Annotated in this window: 7 protein-coding genes; 6 read left to right on the top strand and 1 reads right to left on the bottom strand. The window is 62.3% G+C overall.

The window, feature by feature from the left end:
• Positions 1-2,757: 2,757 nt before the first annotated feature.
• Complete coding sequence (locus tag RYL44_RS08570) at positions 2,758-4,191, bottom strand: L,D-transpeptidase family protein (RefSeq protein ID WP_314975712.1); 1,434 nt, start codon at positions 4,189-4,191, stop codon at positions 2,758-2,760.
• Between the two features lie 298 nt (positions 4,192-4,489).
• Here RYL44_RS08570 and RYL44_RS08565 point away from each other — a divergent pair, with 298 nt between their 5' ends.
• From RYL44_RS08565 to RYL44_RS08540, 6 genes are all read left to right on the top strand, one after another.
• On the top strand, positions 4,490-4,906 hold the full coding sequence (locus RYL44_RS08565) for a DUF4418 family protein (protein ID WP_276738587.1): 417 nt from the start codon (positions 4,490-4,492) through the stop codon (positions 4,904-4,906).
• 10 nt (positions 4,907-4,916) lie between these two features.
• Positions 4,917-5,795, top strand: a complete 879-nt coding sequence (locus RYL44_RS08560) for a DUF6273 domain-containing protein (RefSeq protein ID WP_314975713.1) — start codon at positions 4,917-4,919, stop codon at positions 5,793-5,795.
• The gene (locus RYL44_RS08555; RefSeq protein ID WP_314975711.1) at positions 5,792-6,979 is read left to right on the top strand and encodes an FtsX-like permease family protein; all 1,188 of its coding nucleotides are present in this window, start codon (positions 5,792-5,794) and stop codon (positions 6,977-6,979) included. The genes RYL44_RS08560 and RYL44_RS08555 overlap by 4 nt, the downstream gene beginning before the upstream one ends.
• 23 nt (positions 6,980-7,002) lie before the next feature.
• Positions 7,003-8,211 carry an ABC transporter permease gene (locus tag RYL44_RS08550; RefSeq protein ID WP_314975710.1) on the top strand — a complete coding sequence of 403 codons (1,209 nt, stop codon included), beginning with the start codon at positions 7,003-7,005 and terminating at the stop codon, positions 8,209-8,211.
• A gap of 1 nt (position 8,212) precedes the next feature.
• A complete protein-coding gene (locus tag RYL44_RS08545; protein ID WP_314975709.1) occupies positions 8,213-8,893 on the top strand; it encodes an ABC transporter ATP-binding protein in 681 nt (226 codons plus the stop codon).
• A 350-nt stretch (positions 8,894-9,243) separates the two neighbouring features.
• Positions 9,244-15,162: an SdrD B-like domain-containing protein gene (locus RYL44_RS08540; RefSeq protein WP_314975708.1), complete on the top strand. Its 5,919-nt coding sequence runs from the start codon at positions 9,244-9,246 to the stop codon at positions 15,160-15,162.
• Positions 15,163-15,380: the final 218 nt, after the last annotated feature.

Below are 15,380 nucleotides of genomic sequence, written 5' to 3'. Positions count from 1 at the left end.
CGGCAGAATACCGAGATCAGGCCCTCCAACAAGCCGCATAACGGCTACTATTAAATGCGTCCAAGTTTCGGGGCGCAGTTCACTGGAGTCCCGGGGCTTCGTAGTTTCGGGTTATAGGACACTGCGTGTTGCTGGAAGGGTGACTTTTTGGCTTTCTGGTGCGGGAAAGTCGGTGTTGAAGGTGGTGGGAGTCAACTATGAGGATGGACAAAACGTGTTGGTTTTGTGGCGACTTTTCGGCTTGTTAGTGCGGGAAAGTCGGTGTTGGAGGTGGTGAGTGCCAACGTGGAGGATGGGCAAAGCGGGGTTATAGGACACTGCGTGTTGCTGGAAGGGTGACTTTTTGGCTTTCTGGTGCGGGAAAGTCGGTGTTTTAGTTGGTTGGGACCAACTATGAGGATGGACAGATCGTGTTGCTGGAAGGGTGACTTTTCGGCTTGCTGGTGCGGGAAAGTTGGTGTTGGAGGTGGTGGGTGCCAACGTGGAGGATGGGCAAAGTGTGTTGGTTTTGTGGTGACTTTTCGGCGTGTTAGTGCGGGAAAATCAACATTAAATTGTTTGTTTTATTGTGAGTCTGTGCGTAGTCCCTTGATCTGTCTCGGTGGGGCTTGGGCAGGTTGTTTGCGGCGACGGTCTTCACTGTGCCAGGCCGCTGGCACGTCACTGGCTGCGCTACCGGCGGTGCTATGGGTGGTAGCGCATGACTCCCGCCCGGCGAGCTATCCCACGAATGTCGCATGCAATTCCCTCGACACTGTGTCGCACCGCGCAACCATATCGTTGGGATTGCAACGTTTGCGGACACTGTTGAAAGTTCATTCAATCGAATTGCATGCGAAACTGCTCCGAGCGCGCTAGCTGCCTGCGCTCCTCGCAGCGCGCGTGGACCCGCTGATTCGCGCGTGGGTCCGACACTTCGCGCGTGGGTCTGATGGTATGCGCGTGGGCGGCGCCCAGGCGCATATCTTGGGGTTGGCGTGCGTGTCATGGGGTTAACGCGCATTGTCGGCGGTTCATGTGCGAGCGACGCACCAGGTGGCGCCGTTGCGTCCACAACGCAGGCCATCTCGCCCACGAAGCCCCGTTGTCGGCGTTTGTTACCGAGGTGGTTTGCGACTTGGGCGCTGCACCGTCCCGAGGCGCGACCTCACTACCCCGAACCGTGACCTCACTACCCCGAGGCGCGGCCTCACTGCCCCGAACCGCGGCCTCACCGCCATCAAATGGGGGGAATTGCGCTGCACGGGGACCCGTGCGTGACTTGCCTGCCGATGACATCGCCACCAAACGGGGGAATTGCACCATTAGAGGCGCGACACGCCGGCGACACGCCGAGGGGAGGCTTCTAATGCTGCAAAACCCCCCATCCAGCTCTGGGTGCGGAGGGGTCGCAGAGGTGAACTGCGTTCTGGAGTCGCCCGCGTCACAGAACATCTGGGCCATCACGCCCATGCTAGCCATTGTTCGTCGAGGTGGTCTGCACTGTGGGCGCGGGTAGGGCGGGGCGATGATAAACGCCGGAAGGGCATCACCGACAGGGTCCTGCTGCATGGGCGCAGGTAGGGTGGGGGGCCGATAAACACTGGAAGGGAGTCGCCGACAATGATGAGCGACGACGGGCGGCCAGCTCCCAGGCGAGGCTTGTTGCCGATGAGGCGAAACACCCGATCGGGAAGACTCAACCCCAACGGATCACATGCAATTCCTCCCTAACGGGTGCAATCCTCCCGATCACGTGCAATCCTCCCGATGGGATGGCTCCCATCGGCGGCGCAAGCACGCTAGCACAATGACGGACGACGCAAGCGCACGTCACGGCCAACCCCCATCGGCGACGCGAGCAGGCCAGCGCCGCCGACGCCTCCCCCACCGACGCTTGGGACCGAGGACTGACCAACACACGTTGTCCTTATCACCCTGTTTCCGTGGCGCTTTCGCTTCTGGCTGCTCGCGGTGTGGGCCTGTGCCTCGTTGTGCAGTTTTGAAGCCTCGTCAGGTCCTGCTGCCACCCGCGTCTGCTGCCATCGGACCCTCCGACATCCTCCAACCGAGCGGTAGATTGGGGGTTTTGCACCATTAGGAGCTTCCTTTCGGCGTGTCGCCGGCGTGTCGCGGCTCTAATGGTGCAATTCCCCCCGTCGTAGTCGAGATGACACAATGGTGCGCCGGCGTGTCGCGGCTCTAATGATGCGATTCCCCCCATGTGGCAGCAAAACGGCGGATTCTAGGAGCGATGTGGCGGCATTCGTGTCCAAGTCTTGAAGTTCCCCCGTGCTGCGGACCCCAGCACAGCGCGCGGCACCCAAATCACAGACCACCTCGACGACAGAGCGCACAAATGGGCTGTTGAGGGCCAATGGGTCAGGCGTTTTGACGCATGTCGTGCGGCGACGTGGGGGTTTTGCATCATTAGGAGCTTCCTTTCGGCGTGTCGCCGGCGTGTCGGGCTTCTAATGATGCGATTCCCCCGGCTCGGCGGTCGTGCGCGTGGGGTGCAGTCGCCAAAGTGCAGACCCATTAGCTACAAGTGCCAGAAAAGGGCTGCTGTCAGTGAACGGGTCTGCGTTCTGGAACCATCCTGGGGCGTTGGGTTCCGCGCGGGGGCGGTTCGGGCCCTGTTTCAGTCCAGTCGTGGTGGTGCGCCGGGCGGTGATTGTGGTGCCCGCCTGTATGTGGCCCTGTTTCAGTCCAGTCGTGGTGGTGCGCCGGGACCAAGTTGCTGATATTTAGGATCCCGGCGCCCACTAGGTGCGTCGATCAGTAGATCGTCACGTAGGTCCCCGAAGGAATCGTGTCGTGCAGCCACTTAGCGTCCTTGTAGCGTAGACGCACGCAGCCGTGAGAGACGTGCCCCCCGAGGGTCCCATCCTTCACAGTCATGGTGCCTTCGTAGTAGAGAACCGAGTGGAACAGGTAGTCGCCGTGGAACTGTGTCCACCAGTATGCCGTGTATCCGTGCCCGAAGGATGAACCGCGGTTTTTGATGGTGAAGGTGCCCTTGATGGTCGGGGTTGAGGGTTTGCCGACGGAGCAGGGCATGTCAGTGAGTGGCTGCCAGGAGCTGTCAGCCCAATAGAATGTCATGCAATGTGGGGCGTTCGTGTCGACGACGACCAAGTAATTTGTGGGACTGTACAGGGTCTTCGCGTAGTTCCAGTCGGCCTCGAAGTCAGAGCGGCCAGAAACCCAGAAGCCGTCCCACCGGTCAAAGTAGTTCCAGCTTCCGGAAACCATCGTCCAGGCGGTGGCCATCGCGCCGCCCGCGTTCGGGTCAAGGTAGTACCAGCTGGCGCCCCGTTGCAGCCAACCGGTGACCATTGCGCCGGAGGCGCTCAGGTAGTACCAGCTGGAGTCCTGTCGCAGCCAGCCGGTGGTCATCGCGCCGCTGGAGTCCGCGTAGTACCAGGAGCCGTCTGAGATGAACCAGCCGGTGGTCATCGCGCCGCTGCCCGTTAGGTAGTACCAGGCCCCCGTGTAGATCCATGTCGCTTCGGCCATTGCGCCGGAGGAACGTAGGTAGTACCAGGTTCCGTCGATTTTGGTCCAGCCGGTGGCCATTGCGCCGCCCGCGTCGGGGTTGAGGTAATACCAGGCGCCGCCGGAGACCTGCCATCCGGTGACCATGGCGCCGGAGTCGGTGAGCAGATACCAGGATCCGTCTTGATACCAGCCGGTGTGCACACCGTTCTCGGTTGAGGCGTACCAGGTGCCGTCGGGCGCGCGGTACCAGCCGACCGGCACGAATCCGTCGGTGTTGAAAACGTAGCGTACGCCGTTGACTTCAAAGACACCGGCCGCCAGCCATGTGCCGTCGGAGCTTTCGTAGCGCCAGCCCTGGGGGTGGTGCACCCACTGGGAGGTTGCGGGTGTCGGAGGTTCAGGCTGCGTGGGGGTGGTGCTCGGGTCGGGATTCGGGGAGGGGAGCTCGGACGAGGCTGGGGTTGCCGTGGGTGTGGGCGTGGCGGTGGGCGTGTCCTCGGACGAGGCGGGGGTTGCCGTGGGTGTGGGCGTGGCGGTGGGCGTGTCCTCGGACGAGGCCGACGTTGCCGCGGGTGGGGTGGGTGCGCCGGATTGTGCAGCGCTGGCAGCGACGTCGGCGTGCGCTGCGGTAAGGGGGAACAGACCGACGCATGCGAGCGTGGTCACCGATGCGACGATGCATCGGGCAAAGCGGATGTGAATCCTCTTCATGATGACACCTCACTGGTGGGGGATGTCTCAATCTTAGGCGCTGGAGGGTGAAAAGGTTGCACGTGTGGTCAAAAACTGGGCAGTGTGTGCGTGGATGTTGCGGGGTGTGTACGCGTGAATGGGTACCCGGCATTGTTGGCGCGCGGCACAGGCCAGGTGCGGCGCCCACGTGCTCTCCTTGCCTCGCCCGCTCACAGCATCGGGACGGGGCCAAACACCTTGAATGATTGCATAAATTAGGCATATTATACTTTTATTAAGTTCGTCAATACTTGCTCATCTCTAAGGATTGGTTTCCGTGTCAAAAAAGGATGTCATCATCCCTCTCGTGCCCGCGGCGCTCAGCGCCCTGCTCCTCGCCGGAGGGGTCACCGTGTTTTCGGCGTGCGATCCCAAGCCGGACGGCACCTGGATGCACTGTCATCAGTGCCAAAATAGTGTCGTTGCTAGCGCGGCGGGCCTCGCTGTTTTCTTTGGTACCGCTACGTTCGTCACCAACAAGGCGGCGCGCCTCACCCTACAAGGACTCTCGCTCATCGGGGCTCTCGTCGTTTTCTTTATCCCCGGTGTCATCTGCCCGATGTGCATGATGAAGACGATGCGTTGCCATACGGTGTTCCAGCCATTTGTGCGCATTATGAGTGTCCTCGTCGCCGGCACTGGTGTCGCGGCTCTGGTCAACACGGTCAAGAGGGATCGGGCTTCGAAGGCCTGACGTGCGAGAGGTGACACGCACGCACCCAAACCGGGTAACCATTAAGCGGGGGGCTGTCGCAGTCGCGGCGGTTCTCCTGATCGTGGTCCTCGTCCTCCTCGTTGTCAACTTGCAGCGCGGGCAGCGCTACGCGCAGGCGCTTCGCTTCGCTGAGGCCGGGGACGCGGCGTCCGCTTACGACATTTTCGCGAGCCTGGGAAGTTACGCCGATTCCGCCGAGCGTGCGGCGGGCCTCGTCCAGAAGGATCCGGCGCTGCCCTACCGGAAGGCCGCCAAGGGTGACGTGATCGCCTTCGGTTCTTTCGAGCAGGACGGTGACACCACGAACGGTGCCGAGCCGATCCGCTGGATCGTCCTCGAACGTTTCGATGACCGGCTCCTGGTCCTGAGCGCTGACGTCCTGGATGGGAGACAGTACAACCATGTGCCGTTCCAGGAGGTCACGTGGGCGGATAGTGACCTGCGTGCGTGGATGAACGACGATTTCCTCACCGCAGCTTTCGAACCCGCTCAACAAGGCATTATTGCCACAGTGTGCAACAGTAACGAGGACCAGTCCGTCACCGGTGCCGAGGGTGGCTCTGACACGCAGGACCGTGTCTTTGCGCTCAGTGAGACCGAAAGTGTCATCTATCTGAGCAGCTCCGCGAACCGCGCAGACATCGGCGCAGCCCCCGCGACCGCGTTTGCGGCATCGGGTGCTCTGACCGTGAGCGAGGATGGGACCGCTGACTGGTGGCTGCGCTCGCCGGGAACATACGGTTTCGCCGCTCAATTCGTTGATGCTGAGGGTAAGCCGTCCGTCAGTGGCGCGAACGTTGACGTGCTCTACGGGGTACGTCCCGCCCTGTGGATCGACGTGTCCGAGGCCGGGCAGGGTGCGCAATGACCGGAGCTTTGACGCTGCGGCGTGTTCCGCTTATGAACATTCGGGCGCACCCGGTGCGTGCTGCGATCCTGTTGTTCTTCGCGTTTGCGTTGGCGGCGTGCGTCTTTGGTGGGCTTGTTACCGTTGATGGTATGCGCTCTGAGCTTTCGCTGTCCGAGCGTAGGCTCGGCGCTGACCTCGTTGTGTACCCGACGTCCTGCCTGAACCAGGTGGACAAGAAACGCCTGCTGATGATCGGCACCCCCGTCGCCTGCGATCAGGCGCGCTCGACCTTGTCACGCATGGACGATAACGAGGACATTGTCGCCGTGTCCTACCAGCTCTACGTTGCCGATACGAGGCCGGACGGGACGCCGTTGTGGATCGTCGGCTATGACCCGGCGACGGATTTCGTGATCTCCCCGTGGATGCGCGAAGGTGAGGATGCCGCGCCTCCAACAGGAAGCGTCGCGGTCGGCGCGGCGGTCGAGGATGCGGATGGCCAGGTGACGCTGTTTGGGCGGCAGTGGCCGGTAGGCGCGCACCTGCTGGAGACCGGTTCGGAGCTGGATAACGCCGTCGTCGTCAGTATGGATACGCTTACGCAGGTCATCGCGGCATCGGTCGAATCGGGGGTGGGTACCTATGCGTCTGTGCAGCCGAACCAAGATTTTTCGGCTGCCTTGGTGAAGGTCGATGATTCGCGCGACGTTCAGAGCGTGACGGAATGGATTAATCTCTACGTGCGTAAAGTGACCGCCGTGCGCTCTGACGAGGCCCTGGCCACCACGGCCTCGGACATTCGCGCCCATCGCTCGCTCACGCTCGGTGTGCTCGGCTTCGCCTGGCTGGTGTTGCTGGTCGCCCTGGTTGTCGCCCAGTTCGCCCTCATGAATGAGCGCCAACACGAGGTGTACGTGTGGCGGACCATAGGAGCCTCCCGCGCGACGATCGCCCGTGTGGTGGCGATCGAATCCTTGATCCTTCACGCGGCGGGGGCCTGTGTTGGGGTCCTCGCGGCCGCAGCGGCGCTGCCCCTGGCCCATGATGCGTTCGCGCTCGCGGCGCTGGCCGCGCCGGGAAGGTCGTTGCCCCTGGCTGCTCTCACTGTCGTCGCGTTGGTAGCTTTCGGTGTGGCCGGAACGAGGCTTGCTCTCGCGCGCGTGTATCGCAGTGTTTCGGGTCAGAAGCTGGCGCCCATCTAGGCGTCGGGACAGGAGGAATCAACATGCTGTCGCTTGCGCGACTCCCGTGGATGAACCTGCGCGGGTACCCGGTGCGCTCGGGTATCCTCGCGTTTTTCTCTATGCTCATGGCGATGGTGATGTTTGGCGGCACCATGATTGTGTGCGGCATTGACCGGGGATTGGGCACGGTCGAGTCGCGCCTCGGCGCCGACATCATGGTGACCCCCGCTGATGCTTCGTCCGACTTTGATGCGCAGGCGTTCCTGGTGGGCGCCGAACCGTCCTACTTCTATATGGATGAGGGCGTGGCCGGTGAGGTTGCGGGCATTGATGGTGTCGGCGCGGCATCGCCTCAGCTTTTTCTTGCGACTGCGCGGGCCAGCTGCTGTTCGGGCCGCTATCAGGTCATCGCGTTCGACCCGGCCACGGACTTCACCATCCAGCCGTGGATTTCTGACACCTCTGGCGCCTCCAGTCTCGGTGACATGGAGGTGGTCGTCGGTGCGAATGTCGGGGTGTCCGATCCGGAGAACTTTTCGCTCTTCGGTCATAGGCTGCGTGTCGTCGCCCAATTCGATCAGACTGGTTCGACCCTCGACAACGCTGTGTACGCCAACTTTGATACTGCGAGAATTCTCATCGACTCCTCGCTGGAGAAAGGTCTCAACAAGTACACGAGTCTTGACACGGACCACATTATCTCCTCGGTCATGGTCAGGGTTGAGCCTGGCCGAGACGTTAATGCGGTTGCCTCCGACATTGCTGCGCGCGTGCCGGGAGTGTCCGTGGCGACCTCGACGACCCTGGTCAGTGGTATCTCTCGATCGTTGGACAACACCTCGCGCACGGTCACCACTTTGATAGCGCTCGTGTGGGGTGTTGGTTTGGTGATGATGACTCTTATGTTCGTCATGATGGTTGTTGAACGTAAGCGTGAGTTCGGCACGCTCCTTGTTGTCGGCGCCCACAGGCGCCTGGTGTCGCGGGTCATTGCTCTCGAAGCTGTTATTCTCAACGCCGCTGGAGGCGCCCTCGGCATCCTCATATCGGGGGTGCTGATCGTCTCGTTCTCTGGTCTTGTGCAACAGACCATCGGCATCGGGTTCCTGGTGCCCTCCCTTGCGGTGATCGCCGCGCTGGTGGCGCTCGTCATGGCCTCGATGGGCCTCGTCGCCCTCGTATCATCGTGGATAGCGCTGCGGTGCCTGAACATGGCGGACGCGAGCGCCCTATTGAAGGAAGGCGAGTGACATGCTCATCGAAGCAACGGACCTCACTAAGGAGTTTCCTCGCGCCCGCGCGGGGGGCCGCCTCTTCACGGCCGTGCATCCGCTTGACCTGACGTTGGATGAGGGGCAGCTGACCGTCATCACCGGGCATTCAGGCAGCGGTAAGAGCACCCTGTTGAACATGCTCGCGGGCATGCTGCCGCCTACTGGTGGGACTGTGTGCCTGGGTGGCATCGACCTGTATGCGATGCGTGAGGAGGAGGGTGCGCGCCTGCGTAACGAGCGCATCGGTTTCATCCCGCAGGGGCACGCTGCGCTGCGAAGCCTCACCGTCCTGGAGAACGTTCTCTTGCCTTCCGTGTTGTATGGCGCGGGTAGGCCGCCGCGTGAGCGCGCCGAGGAACTCCTGTCCGCCGTGGGTCTGTCCGAGCTTGCGGATGCGCGCCCGAACGAGCTGTCAGGCGGTGAGTTGCGCCGCGTCGGTGTCGCTCGTGCTCTCCTCATGAGCCCGGCTGTGGTGTTGGCTGACGAGCCGACCGCCGGCCTGGATGCTGAGAGTGCGGCTGGGGTCCTGCGTTTGCTGCGTGAGGCTGCCGGCCCGGGAGCGACCGTCCTCATCGTCACGCACGAGCCAGAGGCGCTCAGCTACGCGGATCGTACGTTCGCGATGGATGGTGGTCATCTGTCGGGAGGGTCGTCGTAGGGATGAGGCCGGGGCGTGGGTGTGTCGGACATTCCTATCGACGAGGCAGTGGGTGTGACTGAAAGCACGCTGGTCTTCGGGTGGTGAAGTCTCTGGTGGTGAGGCTGGTCATTATTGGAGTATTGAGTCATGATGGTGTGCGCCATAATCGACCGCATGCGCGAGCGTGGGCGGCTGTCGTTACTGACCGACGGTTCAGAGAAGTTATGGTGTAACTGTAACGAATGAATCCGCATTGAAACACATGGTTATATCGTGGTGAAGGTGATAACTGTCAGGCTTGGAACTCGTTCAACAAGCTCACTAGGGTGAGACTCAGATCCGCTCTCCGCTAGTTGAAAGAGAAATTGATGCCTCGACTGCGTCCCCTCCGAACACGCGCCATCGTCGCCGCGGCCAGCGCACTGGCAGCCCTGTCGCTCCTGGTCACGTCGCTGTCCCCACTCGGAGCGCAGGCCAACGCAGCCGAGGAAACCGCACAATCAACCCAGGTCACCTCATCCCAGGAAGAAGCCCAGGCCTCGTCCGAAACCGACGCGGTCACCGAACCCGCACAAGACAACCAAGCATCAACGGAGGACCCGACCGACAACGACACCGAAAGCGCGCCCACGCCCCCCGAAGCCACCCCCGAGGACCAACCACGCACGCGCCGCACCCGCGCCATCAACGACACCGCCACCCTGGCAATGTCCGTCGCCAACGACACCGCCACCCTGCCGATCCGAGACCAACAGACGACCACCATCAACTACTCATGCTCCTCCGTCTCAACCCCCTGCGAAGGCGGAACCATCGAGGTGTGGCTCCCCGCCCCACTCACCCCCGCAGGCGAACAGCTGAGCGACAACTTCTACCAGGCATACCCCGTCGCCGGTAGCTCCGTCGTGACAACACGAAACGACATCGTCGCCGGCACCCCGCGCATGCAACGCATCCTGTTCACGCTCAAGGATCCGATTCCCGCCGGAACATCCGACCGAATCCAAGTACCGTGGAGCTACCTTGGCAACGACGCACCAAACAACTCCACCACTACCACGCGAGTCGTTTTCTCCGCGACCAACGCCCAACCCGTTGAACAATCCCTCACCACGACATGGACTGCAAGCCTCGACGTGGCAATCAACAAAAGCGGACCGACACAACCCCAGGATTACCCCGCCGTCGGAGGCCTCGCCACCTACAAGCTCTACTACGGGTACCAGCAAATCGACCAGAGTGACCCCAACAAGGTCGGTATCCGATGGAACGGATCCGCACGAAAATCCGCGAACCTCAACGGCCTAGGCTTCGTCCAAGCCCACAACATCACAGTCAGCGATCCCCTGCCCGCAAACGCCGTCTTCGTCTCCGCGACCAACGGCGGCCACTACGATGCCGCCACGCACACCGTGACCTGGACGTACGAGGACTGGGCGTGGCAAAACCCCATCACCTCAACAATCACCGTCAAATACCCCGTCGGAGCCGTCACCACCTCCGACACAGTCACCAACGAAGCCACGATCACCGCGCAAGCGCAAAACGACCCCTCGACTGTCGTCACGAAGAGCTCCGACATCACCCACGGCTTCTCCGCGCGCAGACCCGCCGGATCCATGATCAAGTACGGCAACGACTGGCAGTACCAAACCCGAGGCAACTCCGCGCAATGGCGACTGGGCGCCACAAACTCGGGCAACACGCCCCTGCACTTCCGCTGGGACGACACGCCCCCCTGCACGTGGTCCACCCAGGATGCCAAGGCCTCGGGCGGCGCCTGCGACACCCCGACAATGGTCAGCCCCTACCGCTTCCAAATCCACTCCACCTCCGGATATGAGGACAACGGAGGTTGGACCCTGGAGTACTGGACCAACAAGGGCAACCACGACAGCGTCACCTACACGGCCTCGTCGCCCCTCACGCTCCCCGACGGCGAGTGGATCACCCGCTTCACGATCGACACGGACGCACTGCCACAAACCAACCCGACAATCTTCTTCTACGGGACGATCCCCACGTCCTTGCCGAACCAAGAACCCGCAGACTTCACCAACCACTACAACCCAGCCGCCCCGCCCGAACAGTACTACAACTACGTAGCATCCACGGACTACGTGCGCTACCAGAACTGCGCGAGCGGCACCGCGACCGACATCGATAGCGGCGCCGTCATCTACACCAACGACAATCTGTGCTCGTGGATGCGCGTGCGCAACGACTTCCCCAGCATTCAGATAGTTGGGTCCCTGGGCACCGACCCCGTCGTCATCGGCAAACCCGCTATGTTCGCCCTCAGTGCGTACGTGCGTCCCAAGAGCGCCGGAGGCGTCCCCACGCCCGTGACGATGACCGACCTGCTGCCCCTCGGGTTCGACGTGGATGACACATCGACCGTATCCGTCTTGAAGAACTCGACGCTGAAAAATCCCGACGGCACCCCCTACGACCTGACCAAGCTCAATACCACCATCTCGAAGAACTACAACGGCACCGGTCGCACCCTGGTGAGTATTGCAGCACCCGACGCAGTCGAAGGAAACCTGTACGTCCACCTGACAGCCACTGTCCTGTCGACCACGCCAGCGGGTAGTAACAGCAACGACGCCGCCGCTTTCATGCCCGGTGACGGCGCGAAGTCCACCACGCAGGACACGAGCCTGCGCAACGCCGCATACTGCCAAGGCAGTCGCGCACGTGACACCAATGACGTCAACCGCAACGGTTCGACCGAAGACTACGTGTGCAACTCCTCCACGCAGTTCAACGTGTCCGCCACCCCCGGAATGACCATCACAAAGGAAGCCAAAGGCAACAAGGACGACGACTTCGTCCCCGCCGGCCAAATTGCCCAGATCGACCCGGGCGGCGACGGCGCATACCGATTCACGATCAGCAATACCGGTAACACTGCGCTGACGAACGTCGTCGCCTACGACATCCTTCCCTACAAGGGGGACGTGGGTGTTGGCCCCGCCGCCGGGCAGGCGCGCGGCTCCTCGTGGAAGCCGAACCTCAACTCAACCAACTGGTCCTTCCACTCCGTCAAACACTCCCCCGGGCAAGCCCCCGTGACGACCACTGTGCCCGCTTCGGACATTACGGTGGAATATTCAACCGTTCCCAATCCCTGCCGCGGCGAAGTCATGGCCGCCGGCGGTTCAATGAACGATTCCCCCGTCGGTTGTACGCGCAATGCGTGGGGCGGAGCGCCCTCCGACCTGTCCACCATCACCGGTTTCCGTATCGTCATGAATCGCGATATTGAAATCGGCGAGACGATCCAGTTCGTGGCAACCATGACATCACCGGTCAACGCGAACCTCATCGCCTGGAACTCGGTCGCCCTGGCAGCAGGCTCCCTCGAAAACAATAGAGTGTCCTACCTGCAACCCAACGAGGCCCCCAAGGTTGGCATTAATGTCTCCACCGACGTCGCCGTGAGCGAGTCCGTGGTGCGCGCCAAGATGAACGGTGACCAACCCGTTCGCGATGCGAACGGCATCATCGAAGCGGACGAATCAACCGATCTGATCATGCCCGGTGACTACATGCTCTATCGGGTGAGCCTGGCCAATAGCGGCCCCTCCGTCGCGTCGGGCATCACCATCACCGACGCTATGGACGACTCTGTAGAGTACGTTTCCTCCGAAACTCGTATCTGCCAGGACGGTGCCACGAACCCATGCACGGGTCCGGTCTACACCGACGCCTCCTACGACGAGTTCAACTCTGAATGGAACGCCATACCCTCGGGGCAACTCAACGTGAACCTCAACGTCGGGGCAACGATGACGATGTACATGCTCGTTCGGGTAGCCGACGGTGCCGAAGGTCGAACCGTCATGAACACGGTCTCGCTGGGCGACTTTGATCAGGTCGATTCCGACACTGCTAACAACACCGCCAGCGCTACCTTCACGGTCGGCGGTTCAATCTCCGGCACCATCTTCAACGACGCCGACGCCACCTGGTACTACGACACCGGTGGTCCGGGCGTGCCCCTTGACGGCGTGAACGTGCGCCTGCTGGACGCCGACGGGCACCCTGTGAAGGATGCGTCGGGCACTGACATCACAACGAAGTCGACCGCCGACGGCAGTTACGTCTTTAACCGCCTGCCGATGGGCTCCTACAAGGTCGAGGTCGTCCCCTCCCTCGCGACGCGCGATGGCACTCAGGTGAACCTGGCGGACTACACACTCACGCTCGCCTACGACTCCTCCGCGTCGCGCGCTCAGGCTGGCCAGGGCACGCTCCTGATTCCCAACCCGATCACGTTGACGCCAGCTGCGCCCACCGAGACGATGGTCGACTTCGGTTTCGTGAAACCCGCATCCCTCGGAGACTACGTATGGTTTGACGCGAACAGGAATGGAATCCAGGACGCGGACGAGGCCGGAGTCGCGGGAGTCGAGGTGTCCCTCGTGGATGCTGACGGTCAACCAGTCCTCGATGCCAGTGGAAACACCGTTGAACCCGTTACGACCGACGCGAACGGCAAGTACTCCTTCACGGACCTCCTGCCTAACCCCGATCGCATGTTCGCGGCTGCAGGCGAGGACCATGACAAGGTCATCTTCACGGCACCAGCCGGATACTCACCGACGGTGACCCACGCGGGAACCGATGCTGCGACAGATTCCAACGGACTGAGCAGCGATGTCGCGCTTACACAAGGGCAACAGGACACGACGGTTGACCTCGGATTGATTGCCGACGGCGCGATTGGCGGCACCCTGTACTGGGACGTCAATAACAGTGGTGGCGCGTCCCCGTCGGGACCTGACAGACCCCTGGACGGTGTGACACTCAAATTGACGTACAAGACGCCTACGGGTGTGGACAAGACGGCGACGACTCTCACGGATTCCCACGGTCACTACTCGTTCAAGGACCTGGCCCCCGGCGATTACACGATCATCGTTGAGGAGGATTCCGTGGCGGGCGCGTGCCCGACCTGCACTGCGCAGACCCACGCCCCCTCCGGTGATCTGACAGCAGCGCGGGGACAGGAACTGTCCCTGACGTCGAATGTGACGCTGACGCCCGTCGATATGTCGAACAATTCGCAGGATTGGGCGTTCACGAGTCCGGCAGACACTGCGATCGCGAAGACAATCACAGACCCGAGCGAGGCTGAACAAGACACCTTCGAGTTCACCCCCGGCAAGCAGGTCACTTACACCCTGACCTTGACGAACAACGGACCGGGTGTGGCGACCGGCGTCACCGTGCTCGATCATCTCCCCTCCGGTGTGTCCTTTGTTGGGGCCTCCGGAGACGGATCGTATGACGCGACGTCGGGCGTATGGAACCTGTCGGACCAGGTGATCGAGACCAGTGAGGTAAAGACCCTGGCGATCACGGTGACGATCACCGGTGATGGTGCGGGTGCGCTCGTCACCAACGTCGCTCGCATCACCCACCAGGATCAGGTTGGCGATGACCCGACGAATAACGAGGCCTCGGCATCGTTTCGGGGAGGGTTCAACATTGGTGGCACGATCTACCGCGACTCGGATGGCTCGTACTCCACCAGCGACTCTGAGGAGCGCTTCACGGGGATCACAGTCGCACTGTTGAACGAGGATGGTTCGCCCGTCCTGGGCGACGATGGTGTTCCCGTGACGGCGGTGACTGACGCCTCCGGAGCTTACCGGTTCGTCGACCTCGGCAGGGGCACCTATCGTGTCAGTATTGTTGACGCTGCGCAAAGTCCGCTGGCGTCGCTGGTGCCCACCCAGGCGTACACCGGTAAGGGCTCCACCTGGGCCACCGTGATCATCTCGGACGCGTCGGTTGAGGGGGCGAACTTCGGCCTGGTTGCCCCCGCAACGATCGGTGAGCGAGTGTGGGATGACGTCAACGCCAACGGCAGCGACGACGGCGAACCCGGCATCGGAGGCGTGAGCGTGATCCTCACCGACGCTGACGGTGCGCAGGTGGCTCGCACCACCACCGACGCCAATGGCAACTACCGTTTCGCAGGCCTGATCCCGGGCACCTACACCGTCACCATCGAGGCCCCGGCCGGCTATACGGCCGCGACCACCTCGATGAGCGTGCGCGTGGGTGAAGGCGAGGAATACGTGGACGCGGACTTCCCGCTCACCCTCATCCCCGCCCCCACGCCCGCCCAGGCACACCAGGTGCTCACCAACCGAGGCCTGGCACGCACCGGCACGGACGCCACCATCATCGGTGGCATGGCGGCCCTGGCGGCCATCGCCGGCGCCCTGGCCATCGGCGCCAAGCGCCGCCGCGAACGCGAGGATGCCTGACAGGCACGCAGGGCACACCCCCCACGCGGGGGCGAACCCCACCCGTCAGGGGGCGCGAGACCAACAGGTCCCGCGCCCCCTGCGCACATACCCGGCCCCGGCCTCGTCAATGAGGCGCCTCCGAGCACGGCCACGTACCCTCCGCACGACGCTGTGGAACGCGCGGCGTGGGACGCAGATGAGGGTGGGAGCAACTAGGCTTGGAGGGTGACCACAGC

This window comes from Actinomyces bouchesdurhonensis (assembly GCF_963540955.1).
Taxonomy (GTDB): Bacteria; Actinomycetota; Actinomycetes; order Actinomycetales; family Actinomycetaceae; genus Pauljensenia; species Pauljensenia bouchesdurhonensis.
Note: the sequence above shows the minus strand (reverse complement) of the source record. Positions and strands in the feature narration are given on the sequence as shown.